This window comes from Streptomyces sp. NPDC097595, assembly GCF_044761525.1.
Lineage (GTDB): Bacteria > Actinomycetota > Actinomycetes > Streptomycetales > Streptomycetaceae > Streptomyces > Streptomyces drozdowiczii_A.
On record NZ_JBIWCN010000030.1, the window covers coordinates 20,910 to 45,916 of the forward strand.

Below are 25,007 nucleotides of genomic sequence, written 5' to 3' on the forward strand. Positions count from 1 at the left end.
CGCCGAAGCGCGAGACCTACTATACCCAACCCCGCTCGCGTGCGAGACGCACTGCCGCGTGACGGTTTTCCGCCCCGAGCTTCGACGCCGCCGACGACAGGTAGTTCCGTACGGTCCCCTGGGAGAGCGAGGCCCGCTCCGCGATCTCCGAGACCGGAGCACCGTCGACCGCGAACTCCAGCACCTCGGTCTCGCGCACGGTCAGCGGGGAATCCCCGGCGGCGATGGCGTCGGCCGCCAACTCCGGGTCCACGTAACGGTTCCCGGCCCGCACGGTACGGATGATGCCGGCCAGCTCGCGGGCGCTCACGGTCTTGGGCACGAAGCCCCGCACGCCCGCCGCGAGGGCCCGCTTGAGATGGCCGGGCCGGCCGTGGCTGGTCACGATCATGGTCCGGCAGTCCGGCAGTTCGGCCCGCAGCGATGTGGCCACGCTCACACCGTCGGCCCCGGGCATCTCCAGGTCGAGCACCGCGACATCCGGGCGGTGGGCCCGCGCCATGGCAAGTGCCTCCGGACCCGTCGCCGCCTCCGCGACCACCACCAGGTCCTCCTCCAGCGCGAGGAGGGCGGCGAGCGCGCCCCGGATCAGATGCTCGTCATCGGCGAGCAGCACCCGTACCGCGGTCATCGTCATTCCTCCACGAGGCCGGATCGCGACCTCATCATCACTGCCGGGGCCACCATGGCCGCGGGACGCAGGACCAGGGGCGCGCGGCGTGCCGGCGGGATCGCCGCCAGCGGGATCGTCGCCGTCAGCCGGAACAGGCCGCCCTTCGCCGGGCCCGCCTCCAGCGAGCCGTCCAGCGCGGCAAGCCGTTCGCGGAGACCGGCCAGCCCGGAGCCCGGCCCGTCGGAAGCGGGCGAGGGCGCCGTCCCGGAAGGCGTCGCGCCGTCGTTCTCCACGTGGAGCGCCACGGCGTCGGCGGTGACCCCCACCCGGATCAGGCAGTGGCGCGGGTCGCCGTGGCGCAGCACGTTGGTGGCCGCCTCCCGGACGACCCAGCCGAGCGCCGACTGCACGGGCGCGGGCAGATCCTCGCCGCTGTCGCCGGTCACCGTGCACTCGATGCCGGCGGCGCTCAACACGCCCTGCGCACCGGCCAGTTCCGTGCTCAGGTCGGCTTCGCGGTAGCCGCGCACCACATCGCGCACTTCCTGTTGCGAGGCGCGCGCTATCCGCTGCACCTCGACCATCTGGTCCACCGCCTCCGGCCTGCCGCGCTGGGCGAGCTCCACCGCCAGCTCGCTCTTGAGCGCGATGACCGCGAGGTTGCGGCCCAGCACGTCATGCATGTCCCGCCCGAACCGCAGCCGTTCCTCCGCCACGGCGAGCCTCGCCTGTATGCCCCGGGTCTGCTCGGCCTGCCACATCACGCTCATGCTCCAGGCGCTGGGCCGGACCGAGATCAGGACCAGCACACAGCCGAAGAGGCTGCAGGGCACCACTCCGGCCAGGATGCCGCCCCGGACGCCGGCCACCGCGAGGGCGCCGGTGATCAGAGCGGTGAGGCAGAGGGACTCGACCAGGAAGCGGCGGACCGGCACCAGGAGCACCCGCGTGATCACCAGGGCCATCGGCGCGTTCAACGTCATGAGCAGCAGCCCCGAGCCCCGGACGCCGTCCACCCCGGCCAGGGCCGCCAAGAGCCCGACGGCCACCACCAGAAGCACCCCAGGGGCCAGCAGGCGCCGCCCCGGGAAGACGGAGAGGCCCAAGTAGTTCGCATACGACGCGTGCAGGTTGCGGTTGCTCAGGAGGCACTGCGCGAGGCTCACCAGCAGCAGCGCCAGGCCGAGGGCCAGCGGAAGCGGTTCGTGGCGGATGTCGTGGTCGAAGGGCGCCCCCTGCCAGGCCAGGGCGAAGAGCCAGGGGATGCAGGAGATGGTGAACCGCGAGTACAGGTCGATCCGCTCCATCTTGCTGCGCTCCTGCCAGCCGCGGTACCAGCCCCGTACGCGCATCACGGTCCAACCTCCTCGTCAGCGGCGGGGATCCCAGCGGAACCACCGCTGCACAGCAAACACGGCCAGCGCCGTCCAGACCAGCCCGGTCAACGCGGCACCGAGCAGGTCGGTGCCCTCGGAGCCGCCGAACCAGCCGGCCCGGACCAGGGTCATCACACCGGTCAGCGGCAGGTACCCGCAGACGGCCGCGAGCCGGTCGGGGAATATGTCCAGCGGGATGAAGAGCCCCGAGCCCATCATCGAGACGAGGAACAGCGGCAGCGTCGTCAGCTGGGCGGTCTGCACGGTGCGGGTGATCACGGAGGTGACCGCGGCCAGGCCCGTCAGCAGCACCACACCCAACAGCAGCCCTGCCACGAGCAGTTCCGGGCGTTCCGGTGCGCCGAGGCCGAAGAAGGCCGTACCGGCGACGATGATCACCGCGCTCTGCGCCAGGGCGAGGGCGCCGGCCGGAAGGGCGGTCCCGGCCAGGATCTCCCCGTCGGTGACCTCGCCGGTGCGCAGCCGCTTCAGGACCAGCTCCTCGCGCCGGGCGACGTAGGCGGCGACCAGGTTCATGTAGACGGCCTGGATGAGCACCGTCCCGACGCCGCCCATGAGCGCCGCACCGGCGACGGTCAGCCCGGTTCCGTCGAGGTCGACCTTCTCGAACGCCGACTTCATCGCCATGATCATGGCCGCCGGCATGAGGAGCGCGACGAAGATCGCCGTCCTGTTCCGGGCGAGCAGCGACAGCTCGGCCCGGCCGAGGGCCGTCAGCCGGCTCACGGCCGTCGTGCGCGCGGGGTCGGCGGAGGGGGTGGTCGCGATGGTCATGGGACGGGCACCTCTTCGGTTTCGGCGGCGGACTGCGCGATGTCGAGGAACGCCTCTTCGAGGGAGGCGGAGCGGGCGTCGAGCCCGTGGAGCCGGACGCCCGACTCGGCGGCCCAGCGGAGGAGTTCGGCCAGGGTGTCCTGGAGGCCGTGCGTCCGTATCTCGACCCGGGGGCCCTCGGCGGCGGCGCGGAGATCCAGGGGCAGCCGTGCCGCCGGAACGCCCTCGGGCAGTTCGAAGCGGATGCGGGCGGGGCGGGCGGCCGTCACCTCGGCGGTGGTGCCCGCGGTCACGATCCGGCCGCGGTGCATGATCGCCAGCCGGTCCGCGAGAGCCTCGGCCTCCTCCAGATAGTGCGTGGTGAGCAGCACGGTGGTGCCGTCCTCCTGGAGCCGGCGGACCAGCGCCCAGGTGTCGCGGCGGCCCTCCGCGTCGAGACCGGTGGTCGGCTCGTCCAGGAAGAGCACCTCGGGTCGGCCGAGCAGCGCCAGCGCCAGGTCGAGCCGCCGCCGCTCACCGCCCGAGAGCTGCTTGACCCGCACGCGGGCGCGGTGGCCGAGCCCGACCAGCTCCAGGGCCTCGCCGGTGGGCCGGGCGCCGCTGGTGCAGCCCGCCCACATCCGTACCGTCTCGGTGACCGACAACTCGGACGGGAAGCCGCCCTCCTGGAGCATCACGCCTATGCGCGGGCGGACCCGCGCGCGCTCGTCGTAGGGGTCGTGGCCCAGCACGCGGACCGTGCCGCCGTCGGGCCGGGCGAGGCCCTCCAGGAGTTCGACGGTGGAGGTCTTGCCGGCGCCGTTCGTACCGAGGAGGGCGAAGAGCTCGCCGCGGGCCACGGAGAAGGAGACGCCGGACACGGCCTCGAAACCGCCGACGTAGCTGCGCCGGACGTCTTCCGCCTGGATCACGCACTCACGGGACATGTCGTCGCTGGTCATGTCTTCAGGTTTCCGTCCGCGCCGGGCCGGGGGCAGTGCGGACTGTCACCACCACTCATGACAAACGTCATGGGTGGTGGCGCACGGGCCGGGAAGACACACGGAACCGACCGGAAGAGAACGGGAACATGACGAAGGCCCCGGTCGAAATCGACCGGGGCCTTCGTATTCTGAGCGGACGACCAGGTTCGAACTGGCGACCTCAACCTTGGCAAGGTTGCGCTCTACCAACTGAGCTACGTCCGCATTGCAACCACTCGGCTTTCACCGGTGGAGCGAGCACTACTCTACCTGATCCACTGGAGTGGTCTTGCAAGTCGTGCAGAGCGGGTGACAGGAATTGCACACTGCGCCTTCCCCCTGGAAGGGGGATGTTCTACTACTGAACTACACCCGCACGCTGCGTGGGGTTCGGCCTTTTCGGCCTCGCCCCTCGGCGTGTTCCAGACTCTATCCGACCTGCGGGGGTGTCGCGCAAGTCGGCTCCCCCGCGGGCCTCCCGCCGGCACCCGGCCGGACCTGTCGCCGGGTCAACTCGCTTCCTGGAACGCCTCGTACACGCTCTTCGGGATGCGACCCCGGGCGGGCACGTCCATCCGGTGCGAGCGCGCCCAGGCGCGCACCGCCGCCGGGTCGGGCGCGAGCGAGGTGTGCCGGTACGGAACGGGAGCCTTGCCGTGCTTGCCGGCATTTGTCTGCTTGCGGCCGGCCGCCATGTACGGGGCCAGGGCGCTGCGCAGTTTCTTTGCGTTGGACGGATTGAGGTCGATCTCGTACGACTTCCCGTCCAGGGCGAAGGTGACCGTTTCCGCCGCCGTGCCCCCGTCGATGTCGTCGGAGAGTGTGACCACTACGCGCTGCGCCACGGATATCGGTCCTTTCCTACGGCATCGACGCGTCTGACATGCGCCGATGCCGGCCTTCCGGCTGTGAGCGCGGATGCGGGCCGACTGTTGTCGGTGCTCCGGGGCAATGCTGCATTCCCCGGTAATCATTTGTACAGCGAGTGGGACCGCATTGTGAAGCCCGTCCAATTACCTCCGCGTGTCCGCCCGCTATGTGTGCCGCTCGTGAGCATTTGTTTCGCGGCTTTTCCGCCGTCCGGTGATCGGCCGATATCCGGGCGTGATCTATCCCGATTGATATCTACCCGCGTAGAATTTCCGGCCAGGTACGCTGAGTGGACCCGCGGGGGTCCGGGGTACCCCCTCCGGAGAAACAGCCGCACCACACCACCACACCGGGAGTGCCAGTGGCACGCGTCGTAGTCGACGTCATGCTCAAGCCCGAGATCCTCGACCCGCAGGGACAGGCGGTGCAGCGCGCACTGCCCCGTCTCGGCTTCGAGGGAATCGCGGACGTACGTCAGGGAAAGCGTTTCGAGCTGCAGGTCGAGGGGCCGGTCGATGACGCCGCCCTCGCCCGTATTCACGAGATGGCGGAGACGTTCCTCGCCAACACCGTGATCGAGGACTTCACCGTGAAGGTGGAGAACGTCGAGGAGTCGAAGTGACTGCTCGTATCGGAGTCGTCACCTTTCCGGGCACGCTCGATGACCAGGACGCCCTCCGGGCCGTTCGCGTCGCGGGCGCCGACCCCGTATCGCTGTGGCACCGCGACAAGGACCTGCACCAGGTCGACGCGGTGATCCTGGCGGGCGGTTTCTCGTACGGCGACTATCTGCGCGCCGGAGCCATCTCCCGGTTCTCGCCGGTCATGGAGACGGTGATCGAGCAGGCGAAGGCGGGCATGCCGGTCCTCGGCATCTGCAACGGCTTCCAGATCCTGACCGAGGCGCACCTGCTGCCCGGCGCGATGCTGCGCAACAACCACCTGCACTTCATCTGCCGCGACCAGACCCTGCGCGTCGAGAACGCGGAGACCGCCTGGACCTCGGACTACTCCGCGGGCCAGGAGATCTCCGTACCGCTCAAGAACATGGACGGCCGCTACACCGCCGACGAGCACACGCTCGACGAGCTGGAGGCCGAGGGCCGCGTGGCCTTCCGCTACGTGGGCCGCAACCCGAACGGCTCGCTGCGCGACATCGCCGGCATCACCAACGCCGCGGGCAATGTCGTCGGCCTGATGCCGCACCCGGAGCACGCCGTGGAGCCGCTGATCGGCACCGGTCGCACCGACGGTCTCGGTTTCTTCACCTCGATCATCAAGAAGCTGGTCAACGCATGAGCCTGGACACGGTCAAGCACGCGGCCGAAACCCCGGACACCGCGCAGCCCTGGAAGGAACTCGGCCTCAAGGAGGACGAGTACGCGCGCATCCGCGAGATCCTGGGCCGCCGTCCCACCGGCGCCGAGCTCGCCATGTACTCCGTGATGTGGTCCGAGCACTGCTCGTACAAGAGCAGCAAGGTCCACCTCAAGCAGTTCGGCGAGAAGGTCCCCGCCAACGACGCCATGCTCGTCGGCATCGGTGAGAACGCCGGTGTGGTCGACGTCGGACAGGGGTACGCGGTCACCTTCAAGGTCGAGTCGCACAACCACCCCTCGTACATCGAGCCCTACCAGGGCGCGGCGACGGGCGTCGGCGGCATCGTCCGCGACATCCTCGCCATGGGCGCCCGCCCGGTCGCCGTCGTGGACCCGCTGCGCTTCGGCGCGGCCGACCACCCGGACACCAAGCGGGTCCTGCCGGGTGTGGTCGCGGGCATCGGCGGGTACGGCAACTGCCTCGGCCTGCCGAACATCGGCGGCGAGGTCGTCTTCGACGCCTGCTATCAGGGAAACCCGCTCGTCAACGCCGGCTGCATCGGTGTGATGAAGCACGAGGACATCCACCTCGCGCAGGCTTCCGGGCCCGGCAACAAGGTCATCCTGTACGGCGCCCGCACCGGCGGCGACGGCATCGGCGGCGTCTCCGTGCTGGCCTCGGAGACCTTCGAGTCGACCGGCCCGGCCAAGCGCCCGGCCGTCCAGGTCGGCGACCCGTTCCAGGAGAAGCTCCTCATCGAGTGCACCCTGGAGATCTTCAAGGAGAAGCTCGTCGCGGGCATCCAGGACCTCGGCGGCGCCGGGCTCTCCTGCGCCACGTCCGAGCTGGCCTCCGCGGGCTCCGGCGGCATGCGCGTCGAGCTGGACACCGTGCCGCTGCGCGACTCCTCCCTCTCGCCCGAGGAAATCCTCATGAGCGAGTCGCAGGAGCGCATGTGCGCGATCGTCGAGCCGCAGCACGTCGACCGCTTCCTGGAGATCTGCGAGAAGTGGGACGTCATCGCCACCGTCATCGGTGAGGTGACCGAGGGCTCGCAGCTGGAGATCTTCTGGCACGGCGAGCAGATCGTGGACGTGCCGCCGCGGTCCGTCGCCCACGAGGGCCCGACGTACCACCGCCCGTTCGCCCGCCCGTCCTGGCAGGACGCGCTCCAGGCCGACGACGCCGGCAAGCTGGCCCGTCCGGCGAACGGCGCGGAGCTGCGCGAGCAGGTCCTCAAGCTGGTCGCCTCGCCGAACCAGGCGTCGAAGTCCTGGATCACGGACCAGTACGACCGGTTCGTGCAGGGCAACACCGTGCTCGCGATGCCCGAGGACGCCGGCATGGTCCGCATCGACGAGGAGTCCAACCTCGGCGTGGCCATGGCGACCGACGGCAACGGCCGGTACGCGAAGCTCGACCCGTACACCGGTGCGCAGCTCGCGCTGGCGGAGTCGTACCGGAACGTCGCCGCGACCGGTGCCAAGCCGCTCGCGATCTCGGACTGCCTGAACTTCGGTTCGCCCGAGGACCCGGACGTCATGTGGCAGTTCGCCGAGGCCACCCGCGGTCTCGCGGACGGCTGCCTGGAGCTGGGCACCCCGGTCACCGGTGGCAACGTCTCGCTGTACAACCAGACCGGTGACACGGCGATCCACCCGACTCCGGTCGTGGCCGTGCTCGGTGTGATCGACGACGTCACGCGGCGTACGCCGGTCGCCTTCGGGGAAGAGGGCCAGCTCCTCTACCTGCTGGGTGACACCCGCGAGGAGTTCGGCGGCTCGGCCTGGTCCGAGGTCGTCCACAACCACCTCGGCGGCATGCCGCCCAAGGTGGACCTGGGCCGCGAGAAGCTGCTCGCCGAGATCCTGATCTCGGCCTCCCGCGACGGCATGATCGACGCGGCGCACGACCTGTCGGACGGCGGTCTGATCCAGGCGGTCACCGAGTCCTGCCTGCGCGGCGGGAAGGGTGCCCGGCTGGTCGTGCCGGACGGCCTCGACGCGTTCACGCTGCTGTTCTCCGAGTCCGCGGGCCGCGCGGTCGTCTCGGTGCCGCGCAGCGAGGAGCTGCGGTTCAACGACATGTGCGGGGCGCGCGGTCTGCCCGTGACCCGCATCGGTGTCGTGGACGGCGACGCGATCGAGATCCAGGGCGAGTTCAGCATCCCGCTGAGCGAGCTGCGCACGGCGCACGAGGAGACGATCCCGGCGCTGCTCGCGTAGTTCCCGGACGGCACACGCCGAAACCCCCGACCGGTTCTGCCCGGTCGGGGGTTTTCGCGTGGTGCGTACGGGGAAGTGCGGGGCCTCGGTGGGGGGTTCGGCCCCCGCCCGTACGGGGAAGAGTCAGGCGGTCGTACGGGTGCCGGGCAGCCGGGCCGCCAGGATCAGGGCGAGGACCATCGCGCCGGTGGCGCAGGCGAAGACCACGTCCGTCGAGGAGACGAAGGCGTCCAGGGCGTGGTCGCGGGCGGCCCCGGTGAGGCGGCCGATGTCGCTGGTCGTTCCGCCGGGGCCCTTGGCGGCGTAGACCCTGCTCAGTACGGCTCCGAAGAGGGAGGCGCCCAGGGCGGTGCCGAGGGTCTGGAAGAAGCGGACGCCGGTGGTGGCGACGCCCAGCCGGCCCGGCGGGGCGGTGTCCTGGACGAGCTCGATCAGCTGGCCGATGAGCTGTCCGAAGCCGATCCCCATGAGCAGCAGCGCGCCGCGCACGGTCCACAGGCCGGTGTCCGTGTCGAGCGTGCTCAGCAGGGCGAGGGCGGCCGAGGCGAAGACGGTGCCGCTGACGACGAAGGTCTTCTGCGACCAGCCGGCCGCGACCAGCCGGCCCGAGACGAGCCCGACGACGGTCATCCCGATCGCCATCGGGACCAGGAAGAGGCCGGCCGAGGTCGCGGCGACCCCGCGGACCACCTGGAGGTAGATCATCACGTAGACGATCGACCCCATCATCGCGACGCCGACCAGCCCCTGGATGGCGAAGCCGTACCGCATGAGCCGCAGCCGGAAGAGCGAGAGCGGCAGGATCGGTTCGGCGGCCGCGGCCTGGCGCCACAGGAACAGGCCGAGCGCGACGGCGGCGGCGACGGCGAGGCCGACGATGACCGGCGAGGTCCACGCGTAGTCCTCGCCGCCCCACTCGGTGACCAGGAGCAGCGCGGTGGAGAAGGCGGCGGCGAGACCGGCGCCGAGGAAGTCGATGCGGTGGCGCGTCGTGCGGACGGGGAGCTTGACCAAGAAGACCGCGGCGATCAGGACGGCGATGCCGACGGGCAGGTTGACGTAGAAGATCCAGCGCCAGCCCGCGTGGTCGGCCAGGGCGCCTCCCAGCCAGGGGCCGAGCGCCATGCCCGCGCCGGCGATGATCCCGCCGATGCTGCCCTTCCTGTCGCCGCCCTTGGCCGGGGAGCCCTTGCTCTCCTTGCCCGCGCCCTCCTTGCCCTTGCCCTCCTTCGCGCCGTCGCCCTCCTTCGGGCCCGCCGTGCCGAGCTGACGGAGGACGACCATGGTGACGCTCATCAGCCCGCCGCCGCCGATGCCCTGGAAGGCGCGTGCGGCGATCAGCTCGCCCATGGACTGGGCCATTCCGCACAGCGCGGAGCCGGTGAGAAAGGTGGCGAGCGCCCCGATGAAGACCTTCTTCGAGCCGAGGGTGTCGCAGAGCTTGCCGTACAGGGGCAGTGCGGCGGTCGCGGCGAGCTGGTAGGCGGCGATCAGCCACGGGATCCGGTCGACGCCGTGGACCGGGTCGAGGTCGCGGACGATCGGGACGGTCGCCGAGGACACGATGTTCGAGTCCAGCACGGCCAGCAGGATCGTGACGATGCAGAGCGCCACGGCGATCGTGACGCTCCGGCCGCCGGGCGGCCGTTCGTCCCCGGTCGTCTGTCGTGGCGCGGGCGCTGTGGCTGTTCCGGGCATGGCTGGGATCCCCCCTCCTGAGCGGTGCTGACGCGCACCGCCGTGGTGGATCCCACTGTTCCCGCATTCATATACCGAGTCAAGTTTTCATCCGGGATTAATTTTCATCCTGGTACAGTGAGGCCATGACCGAGGGGATGGGCCTGCGCGAGCGCAAGAAGATGGAAACCCGGCGGCGGCTGCTGGAAACGGCCACCAGGCTCTTCTCTGAGCGCGGGTTCGATCAGGTCTCCGTCGCGGAGATCGCCGATGCGGCCGATGTATCGAAGATGACCGTCTTTAACTACTTCGACAGCAAGGAAGACCTGGTCTTCGCGCCGTTGGAGGAACATGTCGGCGATTCCGCCCGGATCGTGCGGGAGCGCGCGCCCGGCGAATCGGTGGTCGCGGCGTTGCGTCGGCAGTTCGTCGAGGCCGTCGAGCGCCACGATCCCGCGGTGGGGATGGGTGACCACCCGTTGGCACTCGGCATCGCGCGGCTCATCGTGGAGACGCCCGCCCTGCTCACCCGCGCCCACTCCTTCTTCGTACGTACGCAGGACCAGCTCACCGAGGCCCTGATCGAGGAGGGCGAGGAGCCGGTCATCGCGCGCATCGTCGCGTCCCAGCTCCTCGGTACGCGAAACGCGCTGCTCACCGAGAACCGCAGGCGCCTGCTGGCCGGCGAACCGGCCGCCGCGGTCGTCCCCGACGCCGTCGCCCTCGCCCACCGGGGCTTCGACCTGCTGGAGAAGGGCCTCGGCGACTACGCGACGCGCACCTGACCCGGCGCTCCGCGTCCGCGTACGCGGGGCGGAGCGGCGGGCGCCCCGAGTACGCGCACCCGGACGCCCTGTCAGTGGCGCGTCGTAGGCTCCCCGACATGCCGCCCTCGCAGAAGCGCCCCCGTCGTTACGACCCGGCGAGGACCCGCGCCGCGGTCCTCGCCCAGTTCGGCCACGTCCGGGACGCCGTGCGCACGCTGACCCCGCAGCAGCTCGCCGCGCCGAGCGGACTCGGCGACTGGACGGTCCGCGAGCTCGCCGCGCACCTCACCATGGCCCTCTCACACGTCAGCCGGACGCTGGAGCTTCCCGCACCGGCCCTCGCGAAACCCGAGGTCTCCCTCCTGGAGTGGCCGTTCACCACAGCGGCCCGCGCCCCCCGGATCGCGGACGACACCGCCGAACGGGCCGCCGCCGCCCCCGACCTGGACGCGCTCTACGCGGAGGTCGCCGCCCGCTTCGAGGCCCTGGTGCCCGGCGCCTCCGAGGACCGCCTGCTGGCCACCCGGGTCGGGGCGATGCGCCTCGGCGACTTCCTGGTCACCCGCACCGTGGAGCTGGTCGTCCACACCTGGGACCTCAACGAGGCGACCGGGCTCTCCGTCCCGTACGACCGGCAGGCGCTCGCCGCGTGCAGCCGGCTCCTGGCCGACGCGCTCGCCGAGCGGGCGCCCGGCGGCTCGGTGGAGGTCCGGGTGCCGCCCTTCGCGGTGGTGCAGTGCGTCCAGGGGCCGCGCCACACCCGGGGCACCCCGCCCAACGTCGTCGAGACCGACCCGCTCACCTGGATACGGCTCGCGACCGGGCGTACGGAATGGGCGCGGGAGGTCGAAGCGGCGAAGGTGGCCGCGAGCGGGGAGCGCGCGGATCTCTCCGAGCTGCTGCCGCTGATGGGCTGACCCGACCCCGGAATGCCCGGCGGGCGGCCCGAGATGCCGCATACCGGGCGCCTCCGGTGTGAGGCTCGCCACGAAACGACCGGTCGGGCTGCTCGCTCCCGGCGCCCGCTCAACGGCTCACGCAGCGCCACGACGACTCTCCGGGTGGGACATTCCGGGTGGCCGGAACCAGTCGGTCGATGGCCGGCGATCCGGGCGTCGCCTGCCCTGCGGCGGTTGCCGCGCGTAGATCGGGGAAGGGTCGTGATGACTGTGCGTGACTGATCCGAAGGGTCCGGGAGCGTGCTTCGAGGGCGCTTCGCCGGTGGTGGGGCGAGGGATCCCCAATTCGGACCAGTGGTCGATCTCCCCTACACTCGATGGCGTGCCTCGTGGTGATGGACGACTCAACCACGACCTGCTCCCCGGAGAGAAAGGCCCCCAGGACGCTTGCGGCGTCTTCGGTGTCTGGGCTCCGGGCGAAGAGGTCGCCAAGCTCACCTATTTCGGACTGTATGCCCTGCAGCACCGTGGACAGGAGTCCGCGGGCATCGCAGTGAGCAACGGGTCCCAGATCCTGGTCTTCAAGGACATGGGACTGGTCTCGCAGGTCTTCGACGAAACCTCCCTGGGATCGCTCCAGGGCCATATCGCGGTCGGTCATGCCCGCTACTCCACCACCGGTGCCTCGGTGTGGGAGAACGCGCAGCCGACGTTCCGTGCGACCGCGCACGGCTCGATCGCCCTCGGTCACAACGGGAACCTGGTCAACACGGCCCAGCTCGCGGAGATGGTCGCCGACCTTCCGCGCAAGGACGGCCGCGCCACCCAGGTCGCCGCGACCAACGACACCGATCTGGTGACCGCGCTGCTCGCCGGCCAGACCGATGACGACGGCAAGCCGCTGACCATCGAGGAGGCCGCCGCCAAGGTGCTTCCCGAGGTCCGGGGCGCCTTCTCCCTGGTCTTCATGGACGAGCACACGCTCTACGCCGCCCGTGACCCGCAGGGCATCCGCCCGCTGGTGCTCGGCCGCCTGGAGCGCGGCTGGGTCGTCGCGTCGGAGTCCGCCGCCCTCGATATCTGCGGCGCCAGCTTCGTCCGCGAGATCGAGCCGGGCGAGATGGTCGCCATCGACGAGAACGGTCTGCGTACCTCGCGATTCGCGGAAGCGAAGCCCAAGGGCTGCGTCTTCGAGTACGTCTACCTGGCGCGCCCCGACACCGACATCGCGGGCCGCAACGTCTACCTCTCCCGTGTGGAGATGGGCCGGAAGCTGGCCGCGGAAGCGCCCGTCGAGGCGGATCTGGTCATAGCGACCCCGGAGTCCGGCACCCCGGCCGCCATCGGTTACGCGGAGGCCAGCGGGATTCCGTTCGGCGCCGGTCTGGTGAAGAACGCCTACGTCGGCCGGACCTTCATCCAGCCGTCCCAGACGATCCGCCAGCTGGGCATCCGCCTCAAGCTCAACCCGCTCAAGGAAGTCATCAAGGGCAAGCGCCTGGTGGTCGTCGACGACTCGATCGTCCGCGGCAACACCCAGCGCGCACTGGTCCGGATGCTCCGCGAGGCCGGTGCCGCCGAGATCCACATCCGGATCTCGTCCCCGCCGGTGAAGTGGCCCTGCTTCTTCGGCATCGACTTCGCGACCCGCGCCGAACTGATCGCCAACGGCATGTCCGTCGAGGAGATCGGCACGTCGATGGGCGCCGACTCGCTCGCGTACATCTCGATCGACTCGATGATCGAGGCGACGACGATCGACAAGCCGAACCTGTGCCGTGCCTGCTTCGACGGCGAGTACCCGATGGAGCTCCCGGACCCGGAGCTGCTCGGCAAGCAGCTGCTGGAGACCGAGCTGGCGGCGGGCCCCGCGGCCACCGCGGCGGCCGACGCGCTGCGGCGTCCGTGACCCGGACCGTCCGGCAGCCCTTCCCCCAGCCCCGTATCTCCACACGAAAGATCCCAGGCAATGTCTGAGACAACAGGTGCTTCCTACGCGGCAGCGGGCGTCGACATCGAGGCCGGCGACCGCGCCGTCGAGCTGATGAAGGAGTGGGTGAAGAAGACGCAGCGCCCCGAGGTCGCGGGTCTCGGTGGCCTCGGCGGCTTCGCCGGCCTCTTCGACGCCTCGGCGCTCAAGCGCTACGAGCGTCCGCTCCTCGCCTCCGCCACGGACGGCGTCGGCACCAAGGTCGACCTCGCCCGCCAGATGGGCGTGTACGACACGATCGGTCACGACCTCGTCGGCATGGTCGTGGACGACCTCGTCGTCTGCGGCGCCGAGCCGCTGTTCATGACCGACTACATCTGTGTCGGCAAGGTGCACCCCGAGCGTGTCGCGGCCATCGTCAAGGGCATCGCCGAGGGCTGTGTGCTGGCCGGCTGCGCGCTGGTCGGCGGCGAGACGGCCGAGCACCCGGGTCTGCTGGGCGCGGACGACTTCGACGTGGCCGGAGCGGGTACGGGCGTGGTCGAGGCCGACCGCCTGCTGGGCCCCGACCGCATCCGCGAGGGTGACGCCGTGATCGCCATGGCGTCCTCGGGGCTTCACTCGAACGGGTACTCGCTCGTCCGCCACGTGGTGTTCGACCGGGCCGGCTGGACGCTGGACCGCCAGGTCGAGGAGTTCGGCCGGACCCTGGGCGAGGAGCTCCTGGAGCCGACCCGGATCTACTCGCTGGACTGCCTGGCCCTCACCCGTACGACCGAGGTCCACGGCTTCAGCCACGTCACCGGCGGCGGCCTGGCCAACAACCTGGCCCGGGTCATCCCGGACGACCTGCACGCGACGGTGGACCGCTCCACGTGGACCCCTGGCGCGGTGTTCGACCTCGTCGGCAAGGCCGGCCAGGTCGAGCGGCTGGAGCTGGAGAAGACGCTCAACATGGGCGTCGGCATGATCGCGGTCGTCCCCGCCGAGTCCGTGGGCGCGGCCCTGACGACGCTGGCGGACCGGGGTGTCGACTCCTGGGTCGCCGGCGAGATCACCGCCCGCGGCGACCACGCGACCGGCGCCGAGCTGGTGGGTTCGTACGCACGCTGAGCGGGAACACCGGTCGGGCCGACGGGCCCGGCCGGTCACCGGCGGCCGCCTCGCCCTTTCCGTACGCAGGCAGCACAAAACCCGGTCCGGAGAAGCTCCGAACCGGGGTGATGTGTCAGCGCGAGGTCAAGCGCCGCGGCGCTTGGACGACGGACCGGACTGGTCGTTCTCGTCCTCGTCCTCGTCGTTGTTGTACAGATCCGCGTACTGTGCGTACGGGTCATCTTCCTCGTCGTCATCCTCGAACGGCTCCGCGTTCGGTGGCTGACTCGAAGTCGATGCGCCCAGCTCACTGGCCAGACGCGACAGGTCCGTCCCGCCGCTGCTGTACTTCAGCTGGCGGGCGACCTTGGTCTGCTTGGCCTTTGCCCGGCCGCGCCCCATGGCTCGACCCCCTCGGTGACGGGGCTCGACGGCCCCAGAGTCTTGACACGCGTTCATGTTTCAGGACGGACTCTCGGCAGAGAGACCGTGCCTGTAGAGCTTTAACGGTACCTGCTTCCGCGGCCATACGGTACGCCGCCCGCATCACGCGCCCCGGAAGAGGACCCTCGAGACGCCCCGTCCTCGCTGGTCAACTGCGATTTTAACCTCTTATCGGCAGGCGACCCGCCGACCGGCGTGAGTCTTGTCTCGCCGGTCGGCGGGTCGCGGCCGTACAGAGGGGTGCCGGCTCAGCGGCGACGGGCCTCCGCCATCCGCTGTTCGGCGATCCGGTCGGCCGCCGCGGCCGGCGGAAGGCCGTCTTCCTTCGCACGTGCGAATATGGCCAGCGTGGTGTCGAAGATCTTCGTGGCCTTCGCCTTGCACCGGTCGAAGTCGAAGCCGTGCAGCTCGTCGGCGACCTGGATGACCCCGCCCGCGTTCACCACGTAGTCGGGCGCGTACAGGATGGCGCGGTCGGCGAGGTCCTTCTCGACGCCCGGGTGCGCGAGCTGGTTGTTGGCCGCGCCGCACACCACCTTCGCGGTGAGCACCGGCACGGTCTCGTCGTTGAGGGCGCCGCCCAGCGCGCACGGGGCGTAGATGTCCATGCCCTCGGTACGGATCAGCGCCTCGGTGTCCGCCGCGACGGCGACCTCGGGGTGCTTGTCGGTGATCCGGCGCACGGACTCCTCGCGCACATCGGTGATCACGACCTCGGCGCCGTCCGCGAGCAGGTGCTCGACCAGGTAGTGGCCGACCTTGCCGACACCGGCGACCCCCACTTTTCGGCCACGCAGCGTCGGGTCGCCCCAGAGGTGCTGGGCCGAGGCCCGCATGCCCTGGAAGACGCCGAACGCGGTGAGCACCGACGAGTCGCCGGCGCCGCCGTTCTCGGGGGAGCGGCCGGTGGTCCAGCGGCACTCGCGGGCCACGACGTCCATGTCGGCGACATAGGTGCCGACATCGCAGGCCGTCACGTACCGGCCGCCGAGCGAGGCGACGAACCGGCCGTAGGCCAGCAGCAGTTCCTCGCTCTTGATCAGCTCGGGGTCGCCGATGATGACGGCCTTGCCGCCGCCGTGGTCGAGCCCGGCCAGGGCGTTCTTGTACGACATGCCGCGCGCGAGGTTCAGCGCGTCGGCGACGGCCTCGGCCTCGGAGGCGTACGGGTAGAAGCGGGTGCCGCCGAGGGCGGGGCCCAGGGCGGTGGAGTGGAGGGCGATGACGGCCTTGAGGCCGCTGGCCCGGTCCTGGCAGAGGACGACTTGTTCGTGTCCGCCCTGGTCCGAGTGGAACAGGGTGTGCAGGACATCGACAGGCGCGCCGGTCACATCGGTCACTGTGGTGACTCCCAAGTACGAAGCGGCGGAACGACCCTCCTGAAGGTGGGGAGGGCCCGCCGGACCGGCCGTACGGACGGCCCGGCTGGGCAAGAGCGTAAGTCCTACCCCCACGTAGATCTGTTCCAGTGCCAAGGATCACCCCCCACCGGGGGACAGGCGTGACACGATCACCGCATGTCGGTGGTGTCTTCGGTGCTGGTTCCCTACGCGTCCTACCTCCGGGTGTACGAGCCACTGGCGGCCTTCCCGGAGGGCGAGCGCGCCCACTGGGCCCGCTATGCGGCCCGCGACCGGATGCCCACGGCACAGGACGAACTCAGGCGCTCGCTGGCCGACTTGGTGGCGACCCCGCCCGCCGGTGTGCCGGCGCACGAGAGCGCCGACGCCTTCGTGGCCGAGGTGGACGGCGTGGTGTGCGTGTGCCCGTGGCGGACCCGGCTGCGCGGCTGGCTGGCGCTGGACGGGCTGGCGGAGCTGTTCCCCGGGCCGGTGCTCGACGCGGTGCTGCCGCCGGTGGTGCGCGGCCAGGCGCTGGCCGACCACGAGCGGTGGGCGGAGCGCAATCCGGACGCCCGGCCGTGGATCAGGACGGCGGTGTGGCAGGTTCCGGTGCGCTGGTTCGTGCTCTTCGCGGACGAGGAGCGGGAGCACGTGGTGGCCGGACCGGACGGGGAGCCTCCGGTTTTCCGGTACCGGACGCCGATGGTGGAGGCGCGGCGCCGGCTGGCCAGGTCGCTGCGGACGCTGCGGGAGACGATGGACGAGGGTCCGCTGACGACGGGGCTCGTGGACATCGGGCGGTGGCTGGAGGAGTTCCACCCGCGCTCGCTCGTGGAGCTGGACTACGGCGGGCTCGTGCACGCGCTGCCGGAGCGCGAGCTCAGTGTCGACCGGAGCGCCGCCGACGTGGCGGAGGGGATCGCCGCGCTGCGGGCGGGGGACGCGGAGCGGGCGGCCGAGGCGTATGCGCGTCTCGCGGAGCGCTGGCGGGCCGTAAGGGACCGTCAGTTCGCCAACTGACCGTCGGGACACCCTGGACGGACGGCTCGTGAACCGGTGTCGGATGTGACACGTGTGGGTGATGGGGCGGAAGGGTCCAGAGGGGCGGCGGGACCTACGTCCCGAACCGGGCCTTTGCCTCAACCGTGATGGATAGCACTTACGGGGCCCTTGCGCCCTTCCCTACCCCTCGTGCCAAAATAGGACAAGGAGTCCGGTGAGGACTCCATCCGTCCATGTATGGGCGGATCGCTCAGCATTGCACGCTATGGGGGGTCTGATGACTCCTGATCGCTCTGTGACTGATCGTCACGGTGGTGTGACTGTCCGCTATGGCATGGTCCATCGGCTTTCCGTCGCTGATGAACACCTGGGAGGGCAATTCCATCGGTTTGGCCGACCGGGCTGGACGGATGGTGTAGTTGTAGTGCCGAGGACAAGCCGTTCGTCCTATAACCGACTCGGCCCGCGTCCGCCATTTCGGGCAACGTGGGTCAAGGTGCAGAATTTAGAGGAAAGAACCGAGATGGTTCGGTTCTCCCGAGGAGGCCGCTCATGACCGCTCGCACCCCTGATGCCGAGCCGCTGCTGACCCCGGCTGAGGTTGCCACGATGTTCCGCGTGGACCCGAAGACGGTTACCCGTTGGGCGAAGGCAGGCAAGCTCACGTCCATCCGCACGCTCGGTGGGCATCGCCGGTACCGCGAGGCAGAGGTCCGCGCACTGCTTGCGGGTATTCCGCAGCAGCGCAGCGAGGCCTGACAAACCCCCTGTCACCCCGTCACACCTGGGCTTTTGGGTCCCCCAACCCACTTGCTCACCCATAGCTCCATATGACGGGCGCCATACCTGTGTCGTACGGGTCATGTCATCCGATCGCGCTGGACTCCGCCGGGTCCAGCGCGATTTTTTTTGCGCCCGGACCGGCTCCGCCTTGCGTCCGCTCCCCGTCGGCTTACGGCGCCGTTTGCGCAGCCCGGCCCGGCGGCCGGGGGGCTCGCCATGGGGTGTCGGCAGGGGGTTCGGGGGTATCCGGAGGACATCCCTCCGGGAAGTGCAATTGCACATATTAAATTCGCTAGTTGTAGGAAGGGAGTAAAGTCCCCCCTTCTCAAAACTGATTCAGTGACACCCGTCACACCGCACGAGTGTTGCCAACTACGAGCCTGCCACTGTGAGGAAGCCGACGGGTGCGCCGAAGGTCATGTCGTGGGAGGACTTACGTCCCCGCTTCGCGAAGGCCGTACGGGGACCTGCCGGCGCCTCGTGGGCGGCTCGGGCGGTCCGGGCGCCCTGCGGGGCGTCTGGGGGCCGCTACAGGCCCAGGGTGAGCCCCGGCGGGTCCGGTGCCCGCTCGCGCCGGTTCTCGCCCGTGGATGCCCCCATCGCGCCACCTCCCGGTGGATGCGCGCCGCCCCGCTCCGGGAATCCGGGGGCGGCCCATGGGATCTGAGTACTCGTCGGCGGACACCGCAGTCAAGACGCGCGAAAGCCCGGATCGATGCGATCCGGGCTTTCGTTCTGCGGTCCTGACGGGATTTGAACCCGCGGCCTCCACCTTGACAGGGTGGCGAGCACTCCTAACTGCTCCACAGGACCAGGTTTCGCTGCCTTCCTTGCGTCCGGCTGCGAAACCAGACTGTACAGGAGTTCAGCGGGTGCGGTCGAACTCACTGCGGGTGGCGGTCCCGTCACGGATGCGGGCTAAGGCGCGGCGGCGTCGATCGCCTTCACGATGCGCTTGTCCGAGACGGGGAACGCGGTGCCGAGTGCGTGCGCGAAGTAGCTCACCCGCAGCTCCTCGATCATCCACCGGATGTCCAGCACCTCCTGCGGGACGGGGCGGCCCTGGGGCAGCTGCTCCAGCAGCCAGGCGTACTCGTCCTGCATCTCGTGGACCTTCTCCATGCGCGTGGTGTCGCGCTGGACGTTGGTCGGCATCTGCTGGAGCCTGCGGTCCTCCGCGACCAGGTAGCGCATCAGGTCGGGCAGCCGGCGCAGTCCGGTCGCGGTGACGAACCCGGGCGGCATCAGGCGCGCCAGGTGGTCGCGTACGTCCGTGACGTTGTTGATCAGGACCAGGCTGTTGGTGGCCTTCAGCCGGCGCTCGCACGCCTGCCAGGCCGCCAGGATCTGCTGCACCTGGCCGATCGTGCGCACGGTCAGGTCCACCAAATCCGCGCGCACCTTGTCGTACAGCGTCCGGAACGACGCCTCGTCCCAGGCGGGGCCGCCGTGCGCCGCGATCAGCCGGTCGGCGGCAGCCGTCGCGCAGTCGTCGAACAGGGCCTGGATCGAACCGTGCGGATTGCGGGACAGGGCCAGCTTCTGCTGGTTCGTCAGCTTGTCCGACGCGAACTTCGCCGGGTTCACCGGGATGTTCAGCAGGATCAGCTTCCGGGTGCCGCGCCACATCGCCTGCGCCTGCTCGGCCTCCGTGTCGAAGAGGCGTACGGCGACGGTCTCGCCCTGGTCCACGAGCGCGGGATACGCCTTGACCGGCTGGCCGGCCCTGCGGGTCTCGAAGACCTTGTTCAGCGTGCCGATCGTCCAGTCCTTCAGGCCCGATCGCTCGATGGACTCGCCGGAGGGCCCCGCGGTGGCCGCAGCGGCCTTGGAGAGGGCCTGCCGGGCCTTCGGGCGCAGTTGGAGCTTCAGCGCCTCCAGGTCCTTGTCCTCGGCGACCCTGCGGCGCCGCTCGTCCACGATCCGGAAGGTGATCTTGAGGTGGTCCGGGACCCGGCTCAGGTCGAAGTCGTCCGCGGTGACCGGGACCCCGACCATCCGCTGGAGCTCACGGGCCAGCGTGGCCGGCAGGGGCTCCTGGAGGGGCACGGCCCGGTCCAGGAACTTGTCCGCGTAGTTCGGCGCGGGCACGTAGTGCCGGCGGATCGGCTTGGGCAGCGAGCGGATCAGTTCGGTGACGACCTCCTCGCGCAGACCCGGGATCTGCCAGTCGAAGCCCTCCGATGTGACCTGGTTCAGCACCTGGAGCGGAATGTGGACGGTCACCCCGTCGGCGTCCGCGCCCGGCTCGAACTGGTAGGTCACCCGGAACTTGAGCTTCCCCTGCCGCCAGGAGTCCGGGTAGTCGTCCTTGGTGACGGCCCCGGCCTTCTCGTTGATGAGCATCGAGCGCTCGAAGTCGAGCGCGTCCGGCTCGTCGCGCCGCTTGTGCTTCCACCAGGAGTCGAAGTGGGCGCCGGAGACGATGTGTTCGGGAATGCGCTGGTCGTAGAAGTCGAACAGCGTCTCGTCGTCCACGAGGATGTCGCGGCGCCGGGCACGGTGCTCCAGCTCCTCGACCTCGCCGAGCAGTTTGCGGTTGTCGTGGAAGAACTGGTGGTGCGTGCGCCAGTCGCCCTCGACCAGGGCGTTGCGGATGAAGAGGTCCCGCGAGGTCTCCTGGTCGATCCGGCCGAAATTGATCTTGCGCTGGGCGACGATCGGCACGCCGTACAGCGTGACCCGCTCGTACGCCATCACCGCGGCCTGGTCCTTCTCCCAGTGCGGCTCGCTGTAGGTGCGCTTCAGCAGATGCTGGGCCAGCGGCTCGATCCACTCCGGCTCGACCTTGGCGTTGACCCGCGCCCAGAGCCGGGACGTCTCCACGAGCTCCGCCGACATCACGAACCGCGGCTGCTTCTTGAACAGCGCCGAGCCGGGGAAGATCGCGAACTTGGCGCTGCGGGCGCCCAGGTACTCGTTCTTCTCGGTGTCCTTCAGCCCGATGTGCGACAGCAGCCCGGCCAGCAGCGAGGTGTGCACCGACTGCTCGGGAGCGTCCTCGTCATTGAGGGTGATGCCCATCTGCTTGGCGACCGTGCGCAGCTGCGCGTAGATGTCCTGCCACTCGCGGATGCGGAGGAAGTTCAGATACTCCTGCTTGCACATCCGGCGGAAGCTGGAGGAGCCGCGCTCCTTCTGCTGCTCGCGGATGTAGCGCCACAGGTTCAGGAAGGCCAGGAAGTCGGAGGTCTCGTCCTTGAACCGGGCGTGCTGCTGGTCGGCCTGCGTCTGCTTGTCGGAGGGCCGCTCGCGCGGGTCCTGGATGGAGAGCGCGGCGGCGATGACCATGACCTCGCGTACGCAGCCGTTGCGGTCGGCCTCCACGACCATACGGGCGAGGCGCGGGTCGACCGGCAGCTGCGAGAGCTTGCGGCCGAGCGGGGTGAGCCGCTTCTTCGGATCCTTCTCCGCGGGGTCGAGCGCGCCGAGCTCCTGGAGGAGCTGCACGCCGTCGCGGATGTTGCGGTGGTCCGGCGGGTCGATGAAGGGGAACTTCTCGATGTCGCCGAGCCCGGCGGCGGTCATCTGGAGGATGACGGAGGCCAGGTTCGTCCGCAGGATCTCCGCGTCGGTGAACTCCGGGCGGGTCAGGAAGTCGTCCTCGGAGTACAGCCGGATGCAGATGCCGTCCGAGGTACGGCCGCAACGGCCCTTGCGCTGGTTGGCGCTGGCCTGCGAGATCCGCTCGATCGGCAGCCGCTGCACCTTCGTGCGATGGCTGTAGCGGGAGATGCGGGCGTTGCCCGGGTCGATCACGTACTTGATGCCGGGGACGGTCAGCGAGGTCTCGGCGACGTTGGTGGCCAGCACGATCCTGCGGCCGGTGTGGCGCTGGAACACCCGGTGCTGCTCGGCGTGCGACAGGCGCGCGTAGAGGGGGAGCACCTCGGTGTTGCGCAGGTTCCGTTTGCCGAGCGCGTCGGCGGTGTCGCGGATCTCGCGCTCGCCGGAGAGGAAGACCAGGACGTCGCCGGGGCCCTCGCCCTGGAGCTCGTCCACGGCGTCGCAGATCGCGGTGATCTGGTCGCGGTCGGCGTCGTCGCCGTCCTCCTCCAGGAGGGGCCGGTAGCGGACCTCGACCGGATACGTTCGCCCGCTGACCTCGATGATCGGGGCCTCGCCGAAGTGGCGCGAGAAGCGTTCCGGGTCGATGGTCGCGGAGGTGACGACGACCTTCAGATCGGGGCGCCTGGGCAGCAGCCGGGCCAGATAGCCGAGGAGGAAGTCGATGTTCAGCGACCGCTCGTGGGCCTCGTCGATGATGATCGTGTCGTAGGCGAGCAGCTCGCGGTCCGTCTGGATCTCGGCGAGCAGGATGCCGTCCGTCATCAGCTTGACGAAGGTCGCGTCCGGGTTCACCTGGTCCGTGAAGCGGACCTTCCAGCCGACGGTCTCGCCGAGCGGTGTCTTCAGCTCGTCGGCGATCCGCTCGGCCACCGTGCGCGCGGCGATCCGGCGCGGCTGGGTGTGCCCGATCATGCCCCGGAGTCCCCGGCCCAGCTCCATGCAGATCTTGGGGATCTGGGTGGTCTTGCCGGAGCCGGTCTCACCGGCGACGATCACGACCTGGTGGTCGCGTATCGCCTCCAGGATCTCGTCCTTCTTCTGGCTGACCGGAAGCTGTTCGGGGTACGTGAGGGCAGGCATCCGGCCGGCCCGCTGCTCAAGCCGCCCGGCTGCCTTGTCCGCCTGGGCGGCGATCTCGTCCAGCACGGCCCGCTGGGCCTCGGGCTTGCGGATGCGGCGGGCGCCTTCGAGGCGGCGGCCGAGCCGGTTCGCGTCGCGGAGCGAGAGCTGCGCGAGCCGGGACTGGAGATCGGCGAAGGAAGTAGACATACGGATCCCAGGATCTCACCCGCGCCGGAGGAAGGGCGAACCCATTTCGGGCGGCGCTCCCCGGTGGGCCGTCGGCGACCTTCGGGAGACTTCCGGGAACGACGAAGGCCCCGTCCACCGGACGGGGCCTTCGGGAAGTGGCTGGGGCCGGGATCGAACCGGCGACCTATCGCTTTTCAGGCGATCGCTCGTACCAACTGAGCTACCCAGCCACAAGGTTTCACGTGAAACCTCAGCGGTCCTGACGGGATTTGAACCCGCGGCCTCCACCTTGACAGGGTGGCGAGCACTCCTAACTGCTCCACAGGACCAAGCAATGCGCGAGACAAGTCTCGCACACGTTCAAGCGTGCCCCCAACGGGATTCGAACCCGTGCTACCGCCTTGAAAGGGCGGCGTCCTGGGCCACTAGACGATGAGGGCTAAGGGCCCACCTGCGCGCCTTGCAGCGCGTCGGGGACGTGAGAAGCATATGGGATGCCGGGGGCGTTCGCCAAAACGGTTTACGGCGAAGGGGTCGGCGCGGTCGGGGAGGGGCTCGTGAGGGCCGGCTTCTGCTCGGGCAGATGGCGGCTGACCTCGGCCGTCGTCAGTCCGAGGCCGCCCAGGGTGATCTCGTCCCAGGCTTGCAGGCGGCGGGTGGAGCGGTCCAGATAGAGCACCGACGCGAGCACCTGTTCCGGCTTCTTGTTCTGGACGGCCCGCAGTCCGCCACCGCCCGTGGAGCCCTCGATCATCAGCCGGGTGCCGCCCTTCAGGACCTCGTTCTGCCGGTGGTGCACATGGCCCGCCAGCGCCAGCGGCACCTCGCCGTCCGTCTCCTTCACCGCCTCCGGCTCATGGGCGACGGCGATGTCGACGGGGGTGCCGGACCGCTGCTGCTCGCGCAGGGCGGCGGCGAGCGTGCGGCCGGCCACGCTCTGGACGTCCCCCGCCTGCTCGGGGCCCGTGCGGTCCGGGGTGAACTGCGGGTCCCCGACCCCGGCGACCCGGAGCCCGCCGACGGTGACGGCCCGGCCCTGGTCCAGGACGTGCACGTTCGGGAAGCGCTTCTTGTTGGACAGGTACTTCTGCGTCACCGGCGAGTCGTGGTTCCCGCGCACCCAGACATAGGGAGCGCCGAGATCGGCGATGGGGTCCAGGAAGCTGTTCTCGACGGCGGTGCCGTGGTCCATCGTGTCGCCGGAGTCGATGATCACGTCGATGTCGTACTGCTCCACGAGCGAGCCGATGATGTGCCACGCGGCCGGGTTGAGATGGACGTCCGAGACGTGCAGGACGCGCAGGGTCGCCGGGTCCGGGCTGTAGACGGGGAGCGTCGAGGTGGCGTCGTACAGCTTGGTGACGTTGGTGACCAGGCGGGCCAGCTCCTGCTGGTAGACGTCGAAGTCGCTGACGATCGAGCGGGCGTCGCCGACGACCGAGGGGGCGCTGGAGAGCAGCCCGGAGAACTTGGGCTCCAGCACCGACTTCGGGTTCCAGGTGGCGTACGCGCCGACGCCGGACGCGGCCAGCAGCGCGAGGGCCAGGCCCCCGGCGGCCAGGGCCCGGCGCGGCCGCCGGTAGACCACGAGGCCCAGCGCCGTCGCCCCGGTCACCACCGCCACGCAGGAGCGCAGGGCCAGCTCGCGGGTGCCCGACGCGACGTCCGACGTGACCTCGTCCTCCAGTCCGGCCAGCCGTTCGGGGTGCTGGACCAGGGCCTGCGAGCGGACCGGGTCGAGCCGGTCCACGTCCACGTCGAGGCGGACCGGGGCGTGGTGCGAGTCCAGTTCCAGGGCGCCGAGCGGGGAGACGTTGATCTTGGTGCCGCCGCTGAGCGAGGGCCGCAGGGTCATCGTCGTGTCCATCGGGCCCACGGTCGTCCGGACGCTGCCCACCGCGAGCAGCCCGAGCCAGGCGCCGAACAGCACCACGACGACCATGCCGAGCGCGCGGACGAACGGGCGGGAAGGGGCGAAGGGTCCATCGGTGGCGCGGCGGGGTATCGGGCGGCGGAAGGGGAGTCGGGCGCGGGCCATTGGGTGCCCCTGCCCCAGTCGTGGTGCGGGTATGCCCGGTGCGGGGA

Annotated in this window: 19 protein-coding genes and 6 tRNA genes; 9 read left to right on the plus strand and 16 right to left on the minus strand. The window is 70.1% G+C overall.

Annotated features, from left to right (window positions below; translation table 11 throughout):
• Positions 1 to 19: 19 nt before the first annotated feature.
• The 7 genes from ACIQZN_RS33165 to ACIQZN_RS33195 all read right to left on the minus strand — a co-directional run bounded on the left by ACIQZN_RS33165 (position 20) and on the right by ACIQZN_RS33195 (position 4,591).
• On the minus strand, positions 20 to 631 hold the full coding sequence (locus ACIQZN_RS33165) for a response regulator (RefSeq protein WP_404002057.1): 612 nt from the start codon (positions 629 to 631) through the stop codon (positions 20 to 22).
• A 2-nt stretch (positions 632 to 633) separates the two neighbouring features.
• Complete coding sequence (locus tag ACIQZN_RS33170) at positions 634 to 1,965, minus strand: sensor histidine kinase (protein WP_404002146.1); 1,332 nt, start codon at positions 1,963 to 1,965, stop codon at positions 634 to 636.
• An 18-nt stretch (positions 1,966 to 1,983) separates the two neighbouring features.
• A complete protein-coding gene (locus ACIQZN_RS33175; RefSeq protein ID WP_404002059.1) occupies positions 1,984 to 2,784 on the minus strand; it encodes an ABC transporter permease in 801 nt (266 codons plus the stop codon).
• Complete coding sequence (locus ACIQZN_RS33180) at positions 2,781 to 3,725, minus strand: ABC transporter ATP-binding protein (protein WP_404002062.1); 945 nt, start codon at positions 3,723 to 3,725, stop codon at positions 2,781 to 2,783. The genes ACIQZN_RS33175 and ACIQZN_RS33180 overlap by 4 nt, the downstream gene beginning before the upstream one ends.
• Before the next feature lie 173 nt (positions 3,726 to 3,898).
• Positions 3,899 to 3,971 (minus strand) — tRNA-Gly (locus tag ACIQZN_RS33185).
• A gap of 79 nt (positions 3,972 to 4,050) precedes the next feature.
• Positions 4,051 to 4,122, minus strand: a tRNA-Gly gene (locus ACIQZN_RS33190).
• Between the two features lie 133 nt (positions 4,123 to 4,255).
• Positions 4,256 to 4,591, minus strand: coding sequence for an Lsr2 family protein (locus tag ACIQZN_RS33195; RefSeq protein ID WP_404002064.1), 336 nt, complete (start codon positions 4,589 to 4,591; stop codon positions 4,256 to 4,258).
• A 386-nt stretch (positions 4,592 to 4,977) separates the two neighbouring features.
• On the opposite strand from ACIQZN_RS33195, the gene purS reads away from it, so the two are divergent.
• Genes purS through purL form a run of 3 tightly spaced genes read left to right on the plus strand, consistent with a single transcriptional unit; the run spans position 4,978 to position 8,161 of the window.
• Positions 4,978 to 5,238 (plus strand): phosphoribosylformylglycinamidine synthase subunit PurS, encoded by a 261-nt coding sequence (gene purS, locus ACIQZN_RS33200; RefSeq protein WP_404002067.1) that lies wholly within the window; start codon positions 4,978 to 4,980, stop codon positions 5,236 to 5,238.
• Positions 5,235 to 5,915, plus strand: coding sequence for a phosphoribosylformylglycinamidine synthase subunit PurQ (purQ, locus tag ACIQZN_RS33205; RefSeq protein ID WP_404002069.1), 681 nt, complete (start codon positions 5,235 to 5,237; stop codon positions 5,913 to 5,915). The genes purS and purQ overlap by 4 nt, the downstream gene beginning before the upstream one ends.
• On the plus strand, positions 5,912 to 8,161 hold the full coding sequence (purL, locus tag ACIQZN_RS33210; protein ID WP_404002071.1) for a phosphoribosylformylglycinamidine synthase subunit PurL: 2,250 nt from the start codon (positions 5,912 to 5,914) through the stop codon (positions 8,159 to 8,161). Before purQ ends, purL begins: the two co-directional genes overlap by 4 nt.
• Before the next feature lie 123 nt (positions 8,162 to 8,284).
• Here purL and ACIQZN_RS33215 read toward each other — a convergent pair whose 3' ends face one another.
• Positions 8,285 to 9,859 (minus strand): MFS transporter, encoded by a 1,575-nt coding sequence (locus tag ACIQZN_RS33215; protein WP_404002074.1) that lies wholly within the window; start codon positions 9,857 to 9,859, stop codon positions 8,285 to 8,287.
• Positions 9,860 to 9,984: 125 nt separating this feature from the next.
• Here ACIQZN_RS33215 and ACIQZN_RS33220 point away from each other — a divergent pair, with 125 nt between their 5' ends.
• The 4 genes from ACIQZN_RS33220 (at position 9,985) to purM (ending at position 14,547) form a co-directional block, all read left to right on the plus strand.
• Positions 9,985 to 10,623: a TetR/AcrR family transcriptional regulator gene (locus ACIQZN_RS33220; RefSeq protein WP_404002077.1), complete on the plus strand. Its 639-nt coding sequence runs from the start codon at positions 9,985 to 9,987 to the stop codon at positions 10,621 to 10,623.
• A gap of 98 nt (positions 10,624 to 10,721) precedes the next feature.
• Positions 10,722 to 11,522: a sterol carrier family protein gene (locus tag ACIQZN_RS33225; protein WP_404002079.1), complete on the plus strand. Its 801-nt coding sequence runs from the start codon at positions 10,722 to 10,724 to the stop codon at positions 11,520 to 11,522.
• A gap of 364 nt (positions 11,523 to 11,886) precedes the next feature.
• Positions 11,887 to 13,413: an amidophosphoribosyltransferase gene (gene purF, locus ACIQZN_RS33230; RefSeq protein WP_026171337.1), complete on the plus strand. Its 1,527-nt coding sequence runs from the start codon at positions 11,887 to 11,889 to the stop codon at positions 13,411 to 13,413.
• 60 nt (positions 13,414 to 13,473) lie between these two features.
• A complete protein-coding gene (gene purM, locus ACIQZN_RS33235; protein WP_404002082.1) occupies positions 13,474 to 14,547 on the plus strand; it encodes a phosphoribosylformylglycinamidine cyclo-ligase in 1,074 nt (357 codons plus the stop codon).
• Positions 14,548 to 14,673: 126 nt separating this feature from the next.
• Here the strand turns inward: purM and ACIQZN_RS33240 are convergent, their stop codons facing one another.
• On the minus strand, positions 14,674 to 14,931 hold the full coding sequence (locus tag ACIQZN_RS33240) for a DUF3073 domain-containing protein (protein ID WP_404002085.1): 258 nt from the start codon (positions 14,929 to 14,931) through the stop codon (positions 14,674 to 14,676).
• A 290-nt stretch (positions 14,932 to 15,221) separates the two neighbouring features.
• Positions 15,222 to 16,313, minus strand: a complete 1,092-nt coding sequence (locus tag ACIQZN_RS33245) for a Leu/Phe/Val dehydrogenase (protein WP_404002088.1) — start codon at positions 16,311 to 16,313, stop codon at positions 15,222 to 15,224.
• 177 nt (positions 16,314 to 16,490) lie between these two features.
• Between ACIQZN_RS33245 and ACIQZN_RS33250 the strand changes: the two genes are divergently transcribed.
• Both ACIQZN_RS33250 and bldC read left to right on the plus strand, forming a co-directional pair.
• Complete coding sequence (locus ACIQZN_RS33250; RefSeq protein ID WP_404002091.1) at positions 16,491 to 17,336, plus strand: hypothetical protein; 846 nt, start codon at positions 16,491 to 16,493, stop codon at positions 17,334 to 17,336.
• Positions 17,337 to 17,870: 534 nt separating this feature from the next.
• Positions 17,871 to 18,077, plus strand: coding sequence for a developmental transcriptional regulator BldC (gene bldC, locus ACIQZN_RS33255; RefSeq protein WP_003949541.1), 207 nt, complete (start codon positions 17,871 to 17,873; stop codon positions 18,075 to 18,077).
• Positions 18,078 to 18,839: 762 nt separating this feature from the next.
• Here bldC and ACIQZN_RS33260 read toward each other — a convergent pair.
• From ACIQZN_RS33260 to ACIQZN_RS33285, 6 genes are all read right to left on the minus strand, one after another.
• Positions 18,840 to 18,914: transfer RNA gene (locus ACIQZN_RS33260), tRNA-Asp, on the minus strand.
• Positions 18,915 to 19,019: 105 nt separating this feature from the next.
• Positions 19,020 to 22,940, minus strand: a complete 3,921-nt coding sequence (gene hrpA / locus ACIQZN_RS33265; protein ID WP_404002094.1) for an ATP-dependent RNA helicase HrpA — start codon at positions 22,938 to 22,940, stop codon at positions 19,020 to 19,022.
• A 138-nt stretch (positions 22,941 to 23,078) separates the two neighbouring features.
• Positions 23,079 to 23,152, minus strand: a tRNA-Phe gene (locus tag ACIQZN_RS33270).
• Positions 23,153 to 23,176: 24 nt separating this feature from the next.
• Positions 23,177 to 23,251: transfer RNA gene (locus ACIQZN_RS33275), tRNA-Asp, on the minus strand.
• 38 nt (positions 23,252 to 23,289) lie between these two features.
• Positions 23,290 to 23,362, minus strand: a tRNA-Glu gene (locus ACIQZN_RS33280).
• Positions 23,363 to 23,442: 80 nt separating this feature from the next.
• Entirely contained in the window at positions 23,443 to 24,960 is a 1,518-nt protein-coding gene (locus ACIQZN_RS33285; protein WP_404002097.1) for a metallophosphoesterase, read from the minus strand.
• Between the last annotated feature and the right edge of the window lie 47 nt (positions 24,961 to 25,007).